A 15,780-nucleotide genomic window follows, 5' to 3' on the forward strand; every position below is an offset into this window, starting at 1 on the left:
ACTTGGCCTAGACTGAACTCCATCAGCTACGCCCCGCGTCCCGCTTCGTTTTTAAGGCCTCTTGCATGTCCGATCCTCGTTATCAGGTCGACGTCAGCGTCGTCACCCGCTATCTGGCAGAACAATCGCAACCCGAGCAAAACCGCTTTGCCTTCGCGTACACCATTACCGTGCACAACAATGGCGAACTACCGGCCAAACTGCTGTCGCGGCACTGGGTGATTACCGACGGTGACGGGCATGTCGAGGAGGTCAAGGGTGCGGGTGTTGTTGGTTTGCAGCCGCTGATCCAGGTCGGCGAAAACCACACCTACAGCAGCGGCACGGTCATGACCACCAAGGTCGGCACCATGCAAGGCACCTATCAGATGATTGCCAACGACGGTAAGACATTCGACGCCATCATCGCTCCATTCCGCCTGGCGGTGCCCGGAGCCTTGCACTAATGGCAACGTACGCCGTCGGTGACTTGCAAGGCTGCCTCGAGCCTCTGCAATGCCTGCTTGAGCGAGTCGCTTTTGATCCGGCCAAGGATCGTCTCTGGCTGGTCGGCGACCTGGTCAACCGCGGTCCGCAGTCGCTGGCAACCTTGCGTTTTCTCTACGGCATTCGTGAATCGCTGGTGTGTGTCCTGGGCAACCATGACCTGCACTTGCTGGCCGCCGGACGCAACATCGAACGCCTGAAGAAAAACGACACTCTGCGCGAAATCCTCGAAGCACCAGATTGTGCGGAACTGCTGGAGTGGCTGCGCCAGCAAAAGCTCATGCACTACGACGAACAGCGCGACATCGCACTGGTGCACGCCGGCATTCCACCGCAGTGGTCATTGCGCAAAGCCTTGAAATGCGCCGCCGAAGTTGAAGAAGCCCTGCGCGACGACAACCGCATCGCCCCGTACCTCGACGGCATGTACGGCAACGAACCGGTGAAATGGGATAACGATCTCAAGGGCGTGACCCGCCTGCGCGTCATCACCAACTATTTCACCCGCATGCGCTTCTGCACCAGCGAGGGCAAACTCGACCTCAAGAGCAAGGAAGGCGTCGGCACCGCGCTACCGGGCTACAAGCCGTGGTTCACGTACAAGGAGCGCAAGACCAAGGGCCTGAAGATCATCTTTGGCCATTGGGCGGCCCTCGAAGGCCACTGCGACGAACCGGGGATCTTCGCGCTCGACACCGGCTGTGTCTGGGGCGGCGCCATGACCCTGATGAACGTCGACACCTTCGAACGCCTGCAGTGCCAATGCAACGAACAGGGCCACAGCGAACCCGTCGTCGCCCCAACCACCACCGAACAACCCCCAGCCAGCGCCCCGCGCTAGGCTGCGCTATCAGCCGAGCCACAGGAGCCCGCCATGAGCGAATTCAAACGTATCCCCCCGGAACAGGCACACGCCCTGCGCGAACAAGGCGCAGTGGTGGTCGATGTCCGCGATCCGCAAACCTATGCCGCGTTGCACATCGCCGGTTCGAAGCATCTGGACAATCATTCCCTGCATGCCTTCATTCAGGGTGCAGACCTGGACGCTCCGACCGTAGTGGTCTGCTACCACGGCAATTCCAGCCAGGGCGCCGCCGCTTACCTCATCAGCCAGGGTTTCTCCGACGTCTACAGCATGGACGGCGGTTTTGAGCTGTGGCGTACGACCTACCCTGCGGAAACCGCGCAAGGCACCTGCGAATAATTTTTTTGTAACCTGCGAGCCCCCGCCCCCCGTGGGCTCGCGCGGTGGCAGACGAACGGTCTGCCACAACTAATTACGTATCTCGCCTTTACCTCCCGAATTAGCAACTATCCTTAAGCGCAGGCCATCCAAAACAGGGGAGAGCCGGTACACCGGCGCGCGGGTCATCGGGAGTAGCTTTCGGAGTAGTCAGCTCCGTTAGAGTTCTGGGGGGTAAACAGCGACCGCCTGTTCGGTTGCTGCCAGCATCGACTGAGTGATCCGGCGTCGGCTCCACGTATCGAGCGAGGTGACGTCATGAGTATCTTTAGCCACTTCCAACAACGCTTCGAGTCCACACGCCAGGAAGAACTCTCGCTGCAAGAGTATCTTGAGCTGTGCAAACAGGATCGCAGCGCCTACGCCTCCGCCGCCGAGCGTCTATTGCTGGCCATCGGAGAACCGGAGCTGCTCGACACCTCGACCAACTCGAGACTGTCGCGAATCTTTTCCAACAAGGTGATCCGCCGCTATCCGGCCTTTGAAGACTTCCACGGGATGGAAGAATGCATCGACCAGATCGTGTCGTATTTCCGCCATGCCGCTCAGGGCCTGGAAGAGAAGAAACAAATCCTCTATCTGCTCGGCCCCGTTGGTGGCGGTAAATCGTCCCTGGCCGAGAAGTTGAAACAACTGATCGAGAAAGTGCCCTTCTACGCCATCAAGGGCTCGCCGGTATTCGAGTCGCCTCTGGGTCTGTTCAACGCTACTGAAGATGGCGCGATCCTCGAAGAAGACTTCGGCATTCCGCGGCGCTACCTCAATACCATCATGTCGCCATGGGCCACCAAGCGCCTGGCCGAGTTCGGTGGCGACATCAGCCAGTTCCGCGTGGTGAAACTCTATCCGTCGATCCTCAATCAGATCGCCGTGGCCAAAACCGAGCCGGGAGACGAGAACAACCAGGACATCTCGGCACTGGTGGGTAAGGTCGATATCCGCAAACTGGAGGAATACCCACAGAACGACGCCGACGCTTATAGCTACTCGGGCGCACTGTGCCGGGCCAACCAGGGCCTGATGGAATTCGTCGAAATGTTCAAGGCGCCGATCAAGGTGCTGCACCCATTGCTGACGGCCACCCAGGAAGGCAACTACAACAGTACCGAAGGCCTCGGCGCGATTCCGTTTACCGGGATCCTGCTGGCCCACTCCAACGAATCGGAATGGCACACCTTCCGTAACAACAAGAACAACGAAGCGTTCATCGACCGGATCTACATCGTCAAAGTGCCGTACTGCCTGCGGGTCAGCGACGAAGTGAAGATCTACGACAAGCTGCTGTTCAACAGTTCCCTGGCCAAGGCCCATTGCGCGCCCGACACCTTGAAGATGCTCGCCCAGTTCACCGTGCTCTCGCGCCTCAAGGAGCCGGAAAACTCGAACATCTACTCGAAGATGCGCGTGTATGACGGTGAGAACCTCAAGGACACTGATCCGAAGGCCAAGTCGATCCAGGAATACCGTGACAACGCCGGTGTCGACGAAGGCATGAACGGTCTGTCGACCCGCTTCGCGTTCAAGATCCTGTCGAAGGTCTTCAACTTCGATCCGCACGAAATCGCCGCCAACCCGGTGCACTTGCTGTACGTGCTGGAACAACAGATCGAACAGGAACAGTTCCAGGCCGAAACCCGCGAACGCTACCTGCGCTTCCTCAAGGAATACCTGGCACCGCGCTATATCGAGTTCATTGGCAAGGAGATCCAGACCGCCTACCTCGAGTCGTACAGCGAGTACGGCCAGAACATCTTCGATCGCTACGTGCTGTACGCCGACTTCTGGATCCAGGACCAGGAATACCGCGACCCGGAAACCGGCGAAATCCTCAACCGCGTCGCCCTGAACGAAGAATTGGAGAAAATCGAAAAACCGGCCGGCATCAGCAATCCGAAGGATTTCCGCAACGAAATCGTTAACTTCGTCCTGCGCGCCCGGGCCAACAACAACGGCAAGAACCCGACCTGGCTCAGTTACGAAAAACTGCGGGTGGTCATCGAGAAGAAAATGTTCTCCAACACCGAGGACCTGCTGCCGGTCATCAGCTTCAATGCCAAGGCCAGCAAAGAGGACCAGCAGAAGCACAACGACTTCGTCACACGGATGGTCGAGCGCGGCTACACCGACAAACAGGTACGACTGCTGTCCGAGTGGTACCTGCGGGTCAGAAAATCACAATAACCCGCTGCCGGTCAGACCGGTTGTCGTCAGCCAGAGGCCTGTGTATGCATTTTCTGTTACACAAGCCTCTGGAAGGTGTTCGAAAGTCGGTAGCGAGTTCAGGCAGCATCCAAAGCGCTCGGGGGAGCGTTGCGTATCCCTTGGCCCTCGGTCCGATGCTGCATCACCGCTCGCCCCTTTCAGGACAGCTTCTAAGGAGCAGTCATGAGCTATGTGATCGACCGACGTCTCAATGGCAAGAACAAGAGCACGGTGAACCGTCAGCGGTTTCTGCGACGTTACCGTGATCACATCAAGAAGGCTGTCGAAGAGGCGGTCAGCCGGCGCTCCATTACCGATATGGAACACGGCGAACAGATCAGCATTCCCGGCCGCGATATCGACGAGCCGGTGCTTCACCATGGCCGTGGCGGTAAACAAACCGTCGTGCATCCCGGCAATAAGGAATTCACCAGCGGCGAGCACATTGCCCGCCCGCCCGGAGGTGGCGGTGGCAGAGGCCCCGGCAAGGCAGGCAACTCGGGCGAAGGGATGGACGAATTTGTCTTCCAGATCACCCAAGAGGAATTCCTCGAATTCATGTTCGAGGACCTCGAGCTGCCGAACCTGGTCAAACGCAACCTGACCGGCACCGACACCTTCAAAACGGTACGCGCCGGGATCAGCAACGAAGGCAACCCGTCGCGCATCAACATCATCCGCACCCTGCGCTCGGCCCATGCACGGCGCATCGCGCTGTCCGGCAGCAGCCGCGCCAAGTTGCGTGAAGCCAAAGAGGAACTGCTGCGACTCAAGCAGGAAGAACCGGACAATTTCGGCGATATCCAGAAAATCGAAGCCGAAATCGAAAAACTCAGTGCGCGGATTCATCGCGTACCGTTCCTTGATACGTTCGACCTCAAGTACAACCTGCTGATCAAACAGCCCAACCCCAGCTCCAAGGCAGTGATGTTCTGCCTTATGGACGTGTCCGGCTCCATGACGCAGGCGACCAAGGACATCGCCAAGCGCTTCTTCATCCTGCTGTACCTGTTTCTCAAGCGTAACTACGACAAGATCGACGTCGTGTTCATCCGCCACCACACCAGCGCCCGGGAAGTGGATGAAGAAGAGTTCTTCTATTCGCGCGAAACCGGCGGCACCATCGTTTCCAGTGCGTTGAAACTGATGCAGGAGATCATGGCCGAACGTTATCCGAGCAACGAGTGGAATATCTATGCCGCCCAGGCGTCCGACGGCGATAACTGGAACGACGATTCACCGATCTGCCGCGACATACTGATCAACCAAATCATGCCGTTCGTGCAGTACTACACTTACGTTGAGATCACCCCGCGCGAACATCAGGCCCTGTGGTTCGAGTACGAACGCATCGCCGAAGCCTTCTCTGACACTTTTGCCCAGCAGCAACTGGTCTCGGCCGGGGATATCTACCCGGTCTTCCGTGAACTCTTCCAGCGCAGGTTAGTGACATGACCGCCAAAGAGCAGAAGCGCCAACCCATTTCCACCGGCTCCGAATGGACATTCGAGCTGATCCAGGCCTACGACAAGGAAATCAGTCGCCTGGCGGCTCGTTACGCCCTCGATACTTACCCTAACCAGATCGAAGTGATCACCGCCGAACAGATGATGGACGCCTACGCCTCTGTCGGGATGCCGTTGGGCTATCACCATTGGTCCTACGGCAAGCACTTCCTCAGCACCGAGAAATCCTACAGCCGTGGGCAGATGGGGCTGGCCTACGAGATTGTGATCAACTCCGACCCGTGCATTGCCTACCTGATGGAAGAAAACACCATCTGCATGCAGGCGCTGGTCGTGGCGCATGCCTGCTATGGGCACAACAGCTTTTTCAAAGGCAATTACCTGTTCCGCACCTGGACCGACGCCAGTTCGATCATCGATTACCTGGTGTTCGCCAAGCAGTACATCATGCAGTGCGAGGAACGCCACGGCATCGATGCGGTGGAAGACTTGCTAGATTCCTGCCATGCGCTGATGAACTACGGCGTCGACCGCTACAAACGCCCTTACCCGATTTCCGCTGAAGAAGAACGGCGTCGGCAAAAGGATCGGGAAGAGCATCTGCAGAAACAGATCAACGATCTGTGGCGCACCATTCCCAAAGGCGCGGACAAGTATAGCGACAAGGACAATGCACGCTTCCCCGCCGAACCTCAGGAAAACATCCTGTACTTCATCGAAAAACACGCGCCGCTACTGGAACCGTGGCAGCGGGAAATCGTGCGGATCGTGCGCAAGATCGCCCAGTACTTTTATCCACAGCGTCAGACCCAGGTGATGAACGAAGGCTGGGCCACGTTCTGGCACTACACGTTGATGAACGACCTGTACGACGAAGGCCTGGTCACCGACGGCTTCATGATGGAGTTCCTGACATCCCACACCAGCGTTGTGTTTCAACCCGGTTTTGACAGTCCTTACTACAGCGGAATCAACCCTTACACCCTTGGGTTTGCCATGTACCGGGATATCCGGCGCATGTGCGAGGAACCCACCGATGAAGATCGCCACTGGTTCCCGGAAATTGCCGGCACCGACTGGCTGTCGACCATCAAGTTCGCCATGAGCAGCTTCAAGGATGAGAGCTTCATCCTGCAGTACCTGTCACCAAAAGTGATCCGTGACCTGAAGTTGTTCAGCATTCTCGATGACGACCAAAAGGACGACCTGCTCGTACCCGCGATCCACGATGAAGAAGGCTACCGCATCATCCGTGAAACCCTGGCAGCGCAGTACAACCTGGGCAATCGCGAGCCTAACGTGCAGATTTACAGCATCGACCGGCGTGGCGACCGCTCCCTGACCCTGCGTCACCAGCAACACGACCGCAAGCCGCTGGGCGAATCCACCGAGGAGGTGCTCAAGCACCTGCACCGGTTGTGGGGCTTCGATATTCACTTGGAAACCCTGCAAGGGGATCAAGTGATGAAAACCCATCATGTTCCACCCAGAAGCGAGCACAGCGAAGGGGATTACGGGCGACTGGACCTGGCCGTCATTCATCTTTGAGCCTGTTTGAACCTCCGCAAGTTCGACGCAACGGTTATTCTGTCGAGCTAACGGAGGTTTTTTATGCAGATTTATAAAGTCGGTGGCGCAGTACGTGATCGCCTGCTCGGCAAACCTGTCACCGATATCGACTGGGTGGTGGTGGGCGCCACGACCGAAGAAATGCTCGCCAAGGGTTTTCGCCCGGTGGGGGCGGACTTTCCGGTGTTTCTTCATCCGAAAAGCGGCGAGGAGTACGCCCTCGCCCGCACCGAACGCAAAAGCGGACGCGGTTATGGCGGCTTCACTTTTCACGCCAGTCCCGAAGTCACCCTTGAAGAAGACCTGATCCGCCGCGACCTGACGATCAATGCCATGGCCGAGGACGATCAGCAAAACCTGACGGACCCCTACCATGGCCAGCGCGATCTTGAAGCGCGCCTGCTCCGTCACGTTTCCCCCGCGTTCGCCGAAGATCCACTTCGTGTCCTGCGCGTTGCCCGCTTTGCTGCTCGCTATGCGGCGCTGGGTTTTACCGTCGCTCCCGAGACGCTTCAGTTGATGCGCGAACTCAGCGAATCCGGCGAACTGCAAGCTTTGACCGCTGAACGTAGCTGGAAAGAAATCTCCCGGGCGTTGATGGAGGATCAGCCGCAGGTGTTCATTGAAGTGCTACGCGAGTGCGGCGCACTGAAGGTGCTGATGCCGGAAGTCGATGCGCTGTTTGGCGTTCCACAGCCCGAAGCTCACCACCCGGAAATCGACACGGGCGTGCACACGTTGAGCGTGCTTGAGCAGTCGGCGCAGCACAAACAACCACTGACCGTGCGCTGGGCCTGCCTGCTGCACGACCTCGGTAAAGGATTGACGCCCGAGGAAGAATGGCCACGCCATATTGCTCATGAACACACAGGCCTGAAGCTGATCAAAGCGGTTAACGAACGCTTCAAGGCGCCGAGGGATTGTCAGGAATTGGCGTTACTGGTCGGTCAATATCACACCCACGGCCATCGCGCTCTGGAGCTGAAACCTTCGACTTTGCTGGAGTTGCTGCAAAGCTTTGACGTTTACCGGCGGCCGCAGCGGTTTGAGGAATTTATCGCAGCGTGCGAGATGGACGCACGCGGGCGCAAAGGGCTGGAACAGAGAAGTTATCCACAGGCGGATTATTTGCGCGGGGCGGCGACGGCAGCGCGGAGCGTGGCGGCTCAGCCATTGCTGGAGAAGGGATTCAAGGGACCGGAGTTGGGTGAGGCGATCAAGCGTGAACGGCTTAAAGCGCTGAAAGCTTACAAAGAGGCGGCGTCTGCCTGAAAAGCATCGTCCGATCGCCGCCCGGAGCAAGCTCGCTCCCACAGGTTTTGCATAAATCCTGTGGGAGCGAGCCTGCTCGCGAAGGCGTCTTCCGCCTCACAACAAATTCAAAGGGGTCAACTGCTCGCCACGCCACTCAAAAGCCACCGGCGCCAACACCTGATCAATCTGCGCTTCGCCCCACAAGGTCGCAAAGCTTTTGCCTACACCCGGGTGCACACGATCCGGCGCAATCAGCGACAAAGGCCACAACACAAAGGCATTCTTCAGAATCTCTGCCCGCGGCAGGATCAAGCCATCGAAATTGCCCACCAGATCACCAAACAACAGGACGTCGATGTCCAGCGGCAAACCCTTGCGGTCCGGCGCATAACGACCGTTGTCCGCCTCGATGAACTTCAATCGACGGTCCAGCTCCATCAGCGGCAGATCGGTATACGCCGACACCACGAAATTGAAGAACGGACCGCTCTTGATGCCCACTGGCTGGCTTTCGAACACGGCCGAGCAGCGGATATCCACCAAAAACGCCGCCAAGGCCTCAAGCCCCGCCTGCAAATGGGTTTCACGCTCGATATTGCTACCAAGCCCGAGGTACACCTGAGTCAGCGACATCCGCGCTCGATCTCCACGCCCACACCGCCCTTGGCAGCCGGGACAGCGCCAGGCTTGGTCAGCTTGAGACGCACCCAGGTGATCTTGAATTCACTCATCAGCACTTCGACCAGACGCTCGGCAAAGGTCTCGACCAACTGAAACTGCGCTTGCTCGGCAAACGCCAGGATGCGCGACGAAACGCTCGCGTAATCGAGCGCCAGGGTCAGGTCATCACCGGCGGCGGCTGGGCGATTGTCCCAGGCGAAGCTCAGATCAAGACGCAGGCACTGTCGGATGCCTCGCTCCCAGTCGTAGGCACCAATCACGGTGTCGACTTCCAGGCCCTCGATAAACACTCTGTCCAAGCACTTTTCTCCGCTGCACGACAAGGGCGCAATGCGCCGTTAGAATCAGGGCGTCCTCGCCCGGAATAGTTAGCATGTTTTGGTTATTGGCGATCCTCGCCTACCTGCTCGGCTCTCTGTCCTTCGCCATTTTGCTCAGCCGCCTGACCGGGAACCCCGATCCGCGAATGAGTGGCTCGGGCAATGCCGGTGCCACCAACATGTTGCGCCTGGCCGGCAAGAAACTCGCCGTCCTGACCTTGCTTGGCGACCTCTGCAAAGGCTTGCTGCCCGTGCTGATCGCCGCTCTTGCTGGTCTTTCGCTGCAAGAACAGGCCTGGATCGGCATCTGCGCCGTCATCGGCCATCTGTTTCCAGTGTACTTCCGCTTTCGCGGCGGCAAAGGTGTCGCCACCGCGGCCGGCATGCTGCTGGGGCTTTACCCGCCTGCGGCACTGCTGGCGGTCTGCGCCTGGCTGCTGACGTTCTACCTGACCCGCACCAGCTCACTCGCCGCACTGATCGCCACACCGCTGACCCTGCCGTTACTGGCCTGGCAGGAACCGGCGGCCTTGCTGCCCATGAGCGTGCTCACCGGGCTGATTGTCTGGCGTCATCGCGGCAATCTACGCGACCTGTTTGCCGGGCGCGAACGGCATTTTTAAATACCGGACGTGAGCCTGGCTCATCACAGCGCCGACAACTGCTCCATCGGCCAACGTGCCTGCACGCTGATCGCCAGGCTTTCATGCTGGCCAGCCTGCAAGCGCTGGCACCCGGCAAACGCGATCATCGCGCCATTGTCGGTGCAGAACTCCGGACGGGCGTAAAACACATCGCCCTTCATATCACCGAGCATTTTTTCCAGCGAGGTGCGCAGTGCCTTGTTGGCGCTGACGCCCCCAGCGATGACCAGGCGCTTCATGCCCGCTTGCTTGAGGGCTCGCTTGCACTTGATGGTCAAAGTCTCCACCACGGCCTGCTGGAACGCCAGAGAGATGTCGCAACGGGCTTGCTCGCTGTCGTCCCCGGCACTGACGCTTTGCTGCCAGGTGTTCAACGCGAAGGTTTTCAAGCCGCTGAAGCTGAATGCCAGGCCCGGGCGGTCGCACATCGGACGCGGGAACGTGAACCGCCCCGCAACGCCTTGCTCGGCCAGGCGCGCGATCTCCGGGCCGCCCGGGTAATTGAGCCCCATCATCTTCGCGGTCTTGTCGAAAGCTTCACCGGCGGCGTCGTCCAGTGTCTCGCCCAACAGCGTGTACTGGCCGATTCCGTCGACCTGAACCAGCTGCGTATGGCCGCCGGACACCAACAAAGCGACGAACGGGAATTCTGGCGGTTGCGTCTCCAGCATCGGCGCCAGCAAGTGGCCTTCCATGTGGTGCACGCCCAAGGCCGGAATACCCCAGGCAAAGGCCAGCGCCTGGGCGCAGGAAGCGCCCACCAACAACGCGCCGACCAAGCCAGGACCCGCGGTATACGCGATGGCATCGATCTCGGTCGGCACGCAGTCAGCTTCGGCCAACACCTGACGAATCAAGGGCAGCATGCGTTTGACGTGGTCGCGCGAGGCCAGCTCCGGCACCACGCCACCATAGGCACGGTGCAGATCAATCTGGCTGAACAGTGCGTCGGCCAACAGCCCACGTTCACTGTCATATAATGCGACACCGGTTTCGTCGCAGGAGGTTTCTAATCCCAGTACTAGCATGGGTTTGCGCCTTGTTTAGGCTGAATTCGAAGGCGCGCATAATAGTCGCCACGTGATGCCCCGACCAGCGGTTTTCGATCAGAGGCTTTGCATTCCAAGCGATGAGGGGTTAACATCCGCAACCCTTAAAAACCGACGTCTTCAAGTGCTCTTTTGCCGCGAGGATGTTGACCCCGGTAATGAATGAAGGTAGCTCTGGATGCCAGCCGTCAAAGTAAAAGAGAACGAACCCTTCGACGTAGCTCTGCGTCGTTTCAAGCGCTCCTGCGAAAAAGCCGGTGTACTGGCTGAAGTTCGTAGCCGCGAATTTTACGAGAAGCCAACTTCTGAGCGTAAGCGCAAAGCAGCAGCCGCTGTTAAGCGTCACGCGAAGAAAGTTCAGCGCGAACAGCGCCGCGCCGTTCGTCTGTACTAATACACAGACGATCGTAGCAAGCTTCTGCCAAGCCCGGCTCCAAGCCGGGCTAATGGCATTTGCGTAAAACGCTTGATGCTTCACCGTCGAAGCCGCAGACGCGACCGAGACAAATCTGCTTCACAGCGTCAGACCTGGCTCTTTTGCCAGCGGTGCACGTCTTTTCTGACGAGCCTTCCAAGGCTACTGACGAGCACACCCACTGATTCCTCTCACGACGATCAGCCCAAGGCACCTGCTTGCGTGCCCGCTTATTGAGCTATCCGAGGCCATCGACAGGCCGCAGCGGATTCAGCGCAACACTTTCAAACAGTCGATTACTGATTGGTATTAACGTCAGTGGATTTTCGGCAGATACACTCCCCGATAGCGATTACGCAGACGACACCGGTCGAGCCGCATCTTTTGCGTGCCTCAAGCAACGACCCGCGTTCGGCCGCACTTCGTTATAGGTCCCTTTCAGCGCAGATGACGAGAACGCCATGGCCGGGCTAATTCCCCAGAGCTTCATTGACGACCTTCTGAACCGCACCGACATCGTCGATGTGGTCAGCTCGCGCCTGCAAATGAAAAAGGCCGGCAAGAACTACACCGCTTGCTGCCCGTTCCACAAAGAAAAAACTCCGTCTTTCAGCGTCAGCCCTGACAAACAGTTCTATTACTGCTTCGGTTGCGGTGCTGGCGGTAACGCCCTCGGCTTCATGATGGACCACGACAACCTGGATTTCGTCCAGGCCGTCGAGGAGCTGGCCAAAGCCGCCGGCATGGAAATCCCCCGCGAAGAAAGCGGCCGGCCGCACAAACCGCGGCAACCGACCGATTCGCCGCTGTACCCGTTGCTCACCGCCGCCGCCGACTTTTACCGCCAAGCGCTGAAAAGTCATCCATCACGCAAAGCGGCCGTGGACTACCTGAAGGGCCGCGGACTGACGGGCGAGATTGCCCGCGACTTCGGCCTCGGCTTTGCTCCGCCAGGCTGGGATAACCTGTTCAAACATTTGAGCAGCGACACCCTGCAACAGAAAGCCATGGTCGATGCCGGCCTGCTGATCGAGAACGCCGAAACCGGCAAACGCTATGACCGCTTCCGCGATCGCGTGATGTTCCCGATTCGCGACAGCCGCGGGCGCATCATCGCTTTCGGTGGCCGGGTACTGGGCGACGACAAGCCGAAATACCTGAACTCACCGGAAACCCCGGTATTCCATAAAGGCCAGGAACTCTACGGCCTTTATGAAGCACGCAAGAACAACCGCAACCTCGACGAAATCATCGTCGTCGAAGGTTATATGGACGTCATCGCCCTCGCCCAGCAAGGCCTGCGCAATGCCGTGGCAACCCTGGGCACCGCCACCAGCGAAGAGCACTTGAAGCGACTGTTTCGCGTCGTACCCAACGTGTTGTTCTGTTTTGACGGTGACCAGGCTGGTCGCAACGCTGCCTGGCGAGCACTGGAAGCGACGCTGCCCTGCCTGCAAGACGGGCGGCGCGCACGTTTTCTGTTCCTGCCAGAAGGCGAAGACCCGGATACGCTGGTTCGTTCCGAAGGCACGGATGCTTTCCGCGCCCGAATCAACCAGCATGCCCAGCCGCTGGCGGACTATTTCTTCCAGCAGCTGACTGAAGAGTCGGACCCGCGTTCGCTGGAGGGCAAGGCCCACATGGCCACCCTCGCCGCGCCGCTCATCGATAAAGTCCCGGGCGCGAACCTGCGCATCCTGATGCGTCAGCGCCTGACCGAAATTACCGGCCTCAGCGGCGAAGCGGTGAGCCAACTGGTGCAAAGCGCCCCTCAGGACGCGCCACCGGCCTACGATCCCGGCATGGATTACGACGCCATGCCGGACTACAGCGACTACCATCAGCCGCAGTCACAAGAAATGTATGTGCCGCAGCAGGAGTGGACGCCGAAGAAACCCGGCGCCGGCGGCAAGAAGTGGGACAAGAAACCGTGGGACAAGAACGGTAAACGCGGCGATCGTGATCAACCGAGCGCCCCGCGCACACCGATTGCTGTCGAAGCGCCCACGCTGATCGCGCTGCGCACCCTCATTCATCATCCGGATCTGGCTGGCCGGGTAGAAACCGCCAACCATTTTGCCAATGAGAGCAATACCTACGCACAACTGCTCGTGGCCCTGATCGAGGCGGTGCAAAAAAATCCTAAGCTAAACTCAATTCAGCTAATGGCGCGCTGGCACGGGACCGAACAGGGACGATTGCTCAAAGCGTTGGCAGAAAAGGAATGGCTGATTGCAGGCGATAACCTTGAACAACAGTTTTTAGACACCATTACTAGGTTATCGGCCGCTCAACACACGGATAGCCTGGAAGTACTTATCAGGAAAGCCAGACAGCCGGGATTGACCCCGGAGGAAGCAAATCAGATCGCAAATCAGATGCGCGACCTATTAAAACGCAATATGGCTGTATCAAACCCGACCTCAACTGGCGCGTGAGGTCATAGCTCAGGTATAATCCTCGGCTTGTTTTTTGCCCGCCAAGACCTTCAGTGGATAGGGTGTTATGTCCGGAAAAGCGCAACAGCAGTCTCGTATCAAAGAGTTGATCACACTTGGTCGTGAGCAGGGTTACCTGACTTACGCGGAGGTCAACGACCACCTGCCGGAGGATATTTCAGATCCGGAACAGGTGGAAGACATCATCCGCATGATCAATGACATGGGGATCAACGTATTCGAGGTTGCGCCAGATAAGGATTCCCTTATGCTGGCCGACGCCGATACCGACGAAGCTGCGGCCGAAGAGGCAGCAGCAGCGTTGGCAGCGGTCGAGACCGACATTGGTCGCACCACCGACCCAGTGCGCATGTACATGCGTGAAATGGGTACGGTAGAGCTCCTCACACGTGAAGGCGAAATCGAAATCGCCAAACGTATTGAAGAGGGCATCCGTGAAGTGATGGGCGCAATTGCGCACTTCCCTGGCACGGTTGATCATATTCTCTCCGAGTACACTCGCGTCACCACCGAAGGTGGCCGCCTGTCCGACGTCCTGAGCGGTTATATCGACCCGGACGACGGCATTGCGCCGCCTGCAGCAGAAGTGCCGCCGCCGATCGATCCGAAAGCCGTGAAAGCGGATGACGACACTGACGACGATGACGCCGAAGCAACGGATGACGAAGAAGAAGCCGAAAGCGGTCCGGATCCGGTCATCGCAGCCCAGCGTTTTGGCGCTGTCTCCGATCAGATGGAAGTCACCCGCAAGGCGCTGAAAAAGCACGGTCGTGGCAATAAGCTGGCAATCGCCGAGCTGTTGCTCCTGGCTGAGCTGTTCATGCCGATCAAACTGGTTCCGAAGCAATTCGAAGGCCTGGTCGAGCGTGTTCGCAGTGCCCTGGATCGTCTGCGTCAGCAAGAGCGCGCGATCATGCAACTTTGCGTTCGTGATGCCCGCATGCCGCGTGCCGACTTCCTGCGCCAGTTCCCGGGCAACGAAGTTGACGAAAGCTGGACCGATGCGCTGGCCAAAGGCAAAAGCAAATACGCTGAAGCCATTGGTCGCCTGCAACCGGACATCGTTCGTTGCCAGCAGAAGCTGACCGCGCTGGAAACCGAAACCGGTTTGACGATCGCCGAGATCAAGGACATCAACCGTCGCATGTCGATCGGTGAGGCCAAGGCCCGCCGCGCGAAGAAAGAGATGGTTGAAGCGAACTTGCGTCTGGTGATCTCCATCGCCAAGAAGTACACCAACCGTGGCCTGCAGTTCCTCGATCTGATCCAGGAAGGCAACATCGGTTTGATGAAAGCGGTAGACAAGTTCGAATACCGCCGCGGCTACAAATTCTCGACTTATGCCACCTGGTGGATCCGTCAGGCGATCACTCGCTCGATCGCCGACCAGGCCCGCACCATCCGTATTCCGGTGCACATGATCGAGACGATCAACAAGCTCAACCGTATTTCCCGGCAGATGTTGCAGGAAATGGGTCGCGAACCGACCCCGGAAGAGCTGGGCGAACGCATGGAAATGCCTGAGGACAAGATCCGCAAGGTATTGAAGATCGCTAAAGAGCCGATCTCCATGGAAACCCCGATCGGTGATGACGAAGACTCCCATCTGGGTGACTTCATCGAAGACTCGACCATGCAGTCGCCAATCGATGTCGCCACTGTTGAGAGCCTTAAAGAAGCGACTCGCGAAGTCCTGTCCGGCCTCACTGCCCGTGAAGCCAAGGTTCTGCGCATGCGCTTCGGTATCGACATGAATACCGACCACACCCTTGAGGAGGTTGGTAAGCAGTTCGACGTGACCCGTGAACGGATTCGTCAGATCGAAGCCAAGGCACTGCGCAAGCTGCGCCACCCGACGAGAAGCGAGCATTTGCGCTCCTTCCTCGACGAGTAATAACAGAACCCCCGGCCCAGGCCGTAATGCTGTTCACTTAAGCGGAGCAGCCTTACGGTCCACTGGAAACCGGGTCTTTGAGATCTTCACCGTCCTTG

The 15,780-nt window shown here is 58.4% G+C and carries 14 protein-coding genes; 11 read left to right on the forward strand and 3 right to left on the reverse strand.

Translation table 11 applies throughout. From position 1 onward, the window contains the following. Nucleotides 1-65: 65 nt before the first annotated feature. The 7 genes from apaG (at nucleotide 66) to AC07N8_RS28490 (ending at nucleotide 8,238) form a co-directional block, all read left to right on the forward strand. Nucleotides 66-446 carry a Co2+/Mg2+ efflux facilitator ApaG/CorD gene (gene apaG, locus AC07N8_RS28460; RefSeq protein ID WP_483843093.1) on the forward strand — a complete coding sequence of 127 codons (381 nt, stop codon included), beginning with the start codon at nucleotides 66-68 and terminating at the stop codon, nucleotides 444-446. Beyond that, complete coding sequence (locus tag AC07N8_RS28465; protein ID WP_493146990.1) at nucleotides 446-1,327, forward strand: symmetrical bis(5'-nucleosyl)-tetraphosphatase; 882 nt, start codon at nucleotides 446-448, stop codon at nucleotides 1,325-1,327. The genes apaG and AC07N8_RS28465 overlap by 1 nt, the downstream gene beginning before the upstream one ends. Before the next feature lie 33 nt (nucleotides 1,328-1,360). Then, nucleotides 1,361-1,690, forward strand: coding sequence for a thiosulfate sulfurtransferase GlpE (gene glpE, locus AC07N8_RS28470; protein WP_493146991.1), 330 nt, complete (start codon nucleotides 1,361-1,363; stop codon nucleotides 1,688-1,690). A gap of 297 nt (nucleotides 1,691-1,987) precedes the next feature. Continuing rightward, nucleotides 1,988-3,910: a PrkA family serine protein kinase gene (locus AC07N8_RS28475; protein WP_010467160.1), complete on the forward strand. Its 1,923-nt coding sequence runs from the start codon at nucleotides 1,988-1,990 to the stop codon at nucleotides 3,908-3,910. Between the two features lie 204 nt (nucleotides 3,911-4,114). Beyond that, the gene (locus tag AC07N8_RS28480; protein WP_007947798.1) at nucleotides 4,115-5,386 is read left to right on the forward strand and encodes a YeaH/YhbH family protein; all 1,272 of its coding nucleotides are present in this window, start codon (nucleotides 4,115-4,117) and stop codon (nucleotides 5,384-5,386) included. Then, nucleotides 5,383-6,945 (forward strand): SpoVR family protein, encoded by a 1,563-nt coding sequence (locus AC07N8_RS28485; protein ID WP_123433089.1) that lies wholly within the window; start codon nucleotides 5,383-5,385, stop codon nucleotides 6,943-6,945. Before AC07N8_RS28480 ends, AC07N8_RS28485 begins: the two co-directional genes overlap by 4 nt. A 63-nt stretch (nucleotides 6,946-7,008) precedes the next feature. Beyond that, complete coding sequence (locus tag AC07N8_RS28490) at nucleotides 7,009-8,238, forward strand: multifunctional CCA addition/repair protein (RefSeq protein ID WP_493146996.1); 1,230 nt, start codon at nucleotides 7,009-7,011, stop codon at nucleotides 8,236-8,238. A gap of 96 nt (nucleotides 8,239-8,334) precedes the next feature. Here AC07N8_RS28490 and folK read toward each other — a convergent pair whose 3' ends face one another. Beyond that, nucleotides 8,335-8,853, reverse strand: a complete 519-nt coding sequence (gene folK / locus AC07N8_RS28495; protein ID WP_493146999.1) for a 2-amino-4-hydroxy-6-hydroxymethyldihydropteridine diphosphokinase — start codon at nucleotides 8,851-8,853, stop codon at nucleotides 8,335-8,337. Continuing rightward, a complete protein-coding gene (gene folB / locus AC07N8_RS28500; protein ID WP_483843098.1) occupies nucleotides 8,844-9,200 on the reverse strand; it encodes a dihydroneopterin aldolase in 357 nt (118 codons plus the stop codon). Before folB ends, folK begins: the two co-directional genes overlap by 10 nt. Before the next feature lie 74 nt (nucleotides 9,201-9,274). Here folB and plsY point away from each other — a divergent pair, with 74 nt between their 5' ends. Beyond that, nucleotides 9,275-9,844: a glycerol-3-phosphate 1-O-acyltransferase PlsY gene (gene plsY / locus AC07N8_RS28505; protein ID WP_483843099.1), complete on the forward strand. Its 570-nt coding sequence runs from the start codon at nucleotides 9,275-9,277 to the stop codon at nucleotides 9,842-9,844. Nucleotides 9,845-9,867: 23 nt separating this feature from the next. Here plsY and tsaD read toward each other — a convergent pair whose 3' ends face one another. Further along, nucleotides 9,868-10,893 carry a tRNA (adenosine(37)-N6)-threonylcarbamoyltransferase complex transferase subunit TsaD gene (gene tsaD, locus AC07N8_RS28510; protein ID WP_027926719.1) on the reverse strand — a complete coding sequence of 342 codons (1,026 nt, stop codon included), beginning with the start codon at nucleotides 10,891-10,893 and terminating at the stop codon, nucleotides 9,868-9,870. 199 nt (nucleotides 10,894-11,092) lie between these two features. Between tsaD and rpsU the strand changes: the two genes are divergently transcribed. From rpsU to rpoD, 3 genes are all read left to right on the forward strand, one after another. Beyond that, nucleotides 11,093-11,308: a 30S ribosomal protein S21 gene (gene rpsU, locus AC07N8_RS28515; protein ID WP_002551877.1), complete on the forward strand. Its 216-nt coding sequence runs from the start codon at nucleotides 11,093-11,095 to the stop codon at nucleotides 11,306-11,308. Nucleotides 11,309-11,790: 482 nt separating this feature from the next. Continuing rightward, nucleotides 11,791-13,767 (forward strand): DNA primase, encoded by a 1,977-nt coding sequence (gene dnaG / locus AC07N8_RS28520; protein WP_483843101.1) that lies wholly within the window; start codon nucleotides 11,791-11,793, stop codon nucleotides 13,765-13,767. Between the two features lie 67 nt (nucleotides 13,768-13,834). Continuing rightward, a complete protein-coding gene (gene rpoD, locus AC07N8_RS28525; RefSeq protein ID WP_483843102.1) occupies nucleotides 13,835-15,682 on the forward strand; it encodes an RNA polymerase sigma factor RpoD in 1,848 nt (615 codons plus the stop codon). The last annotated feature ends 98 nt before the right edge of the window (nucleotides 15,683-15,780 follow it).

The organism is Pseudomonas sp. GW821-FHT10C09 (assembly GCF_059415465.1).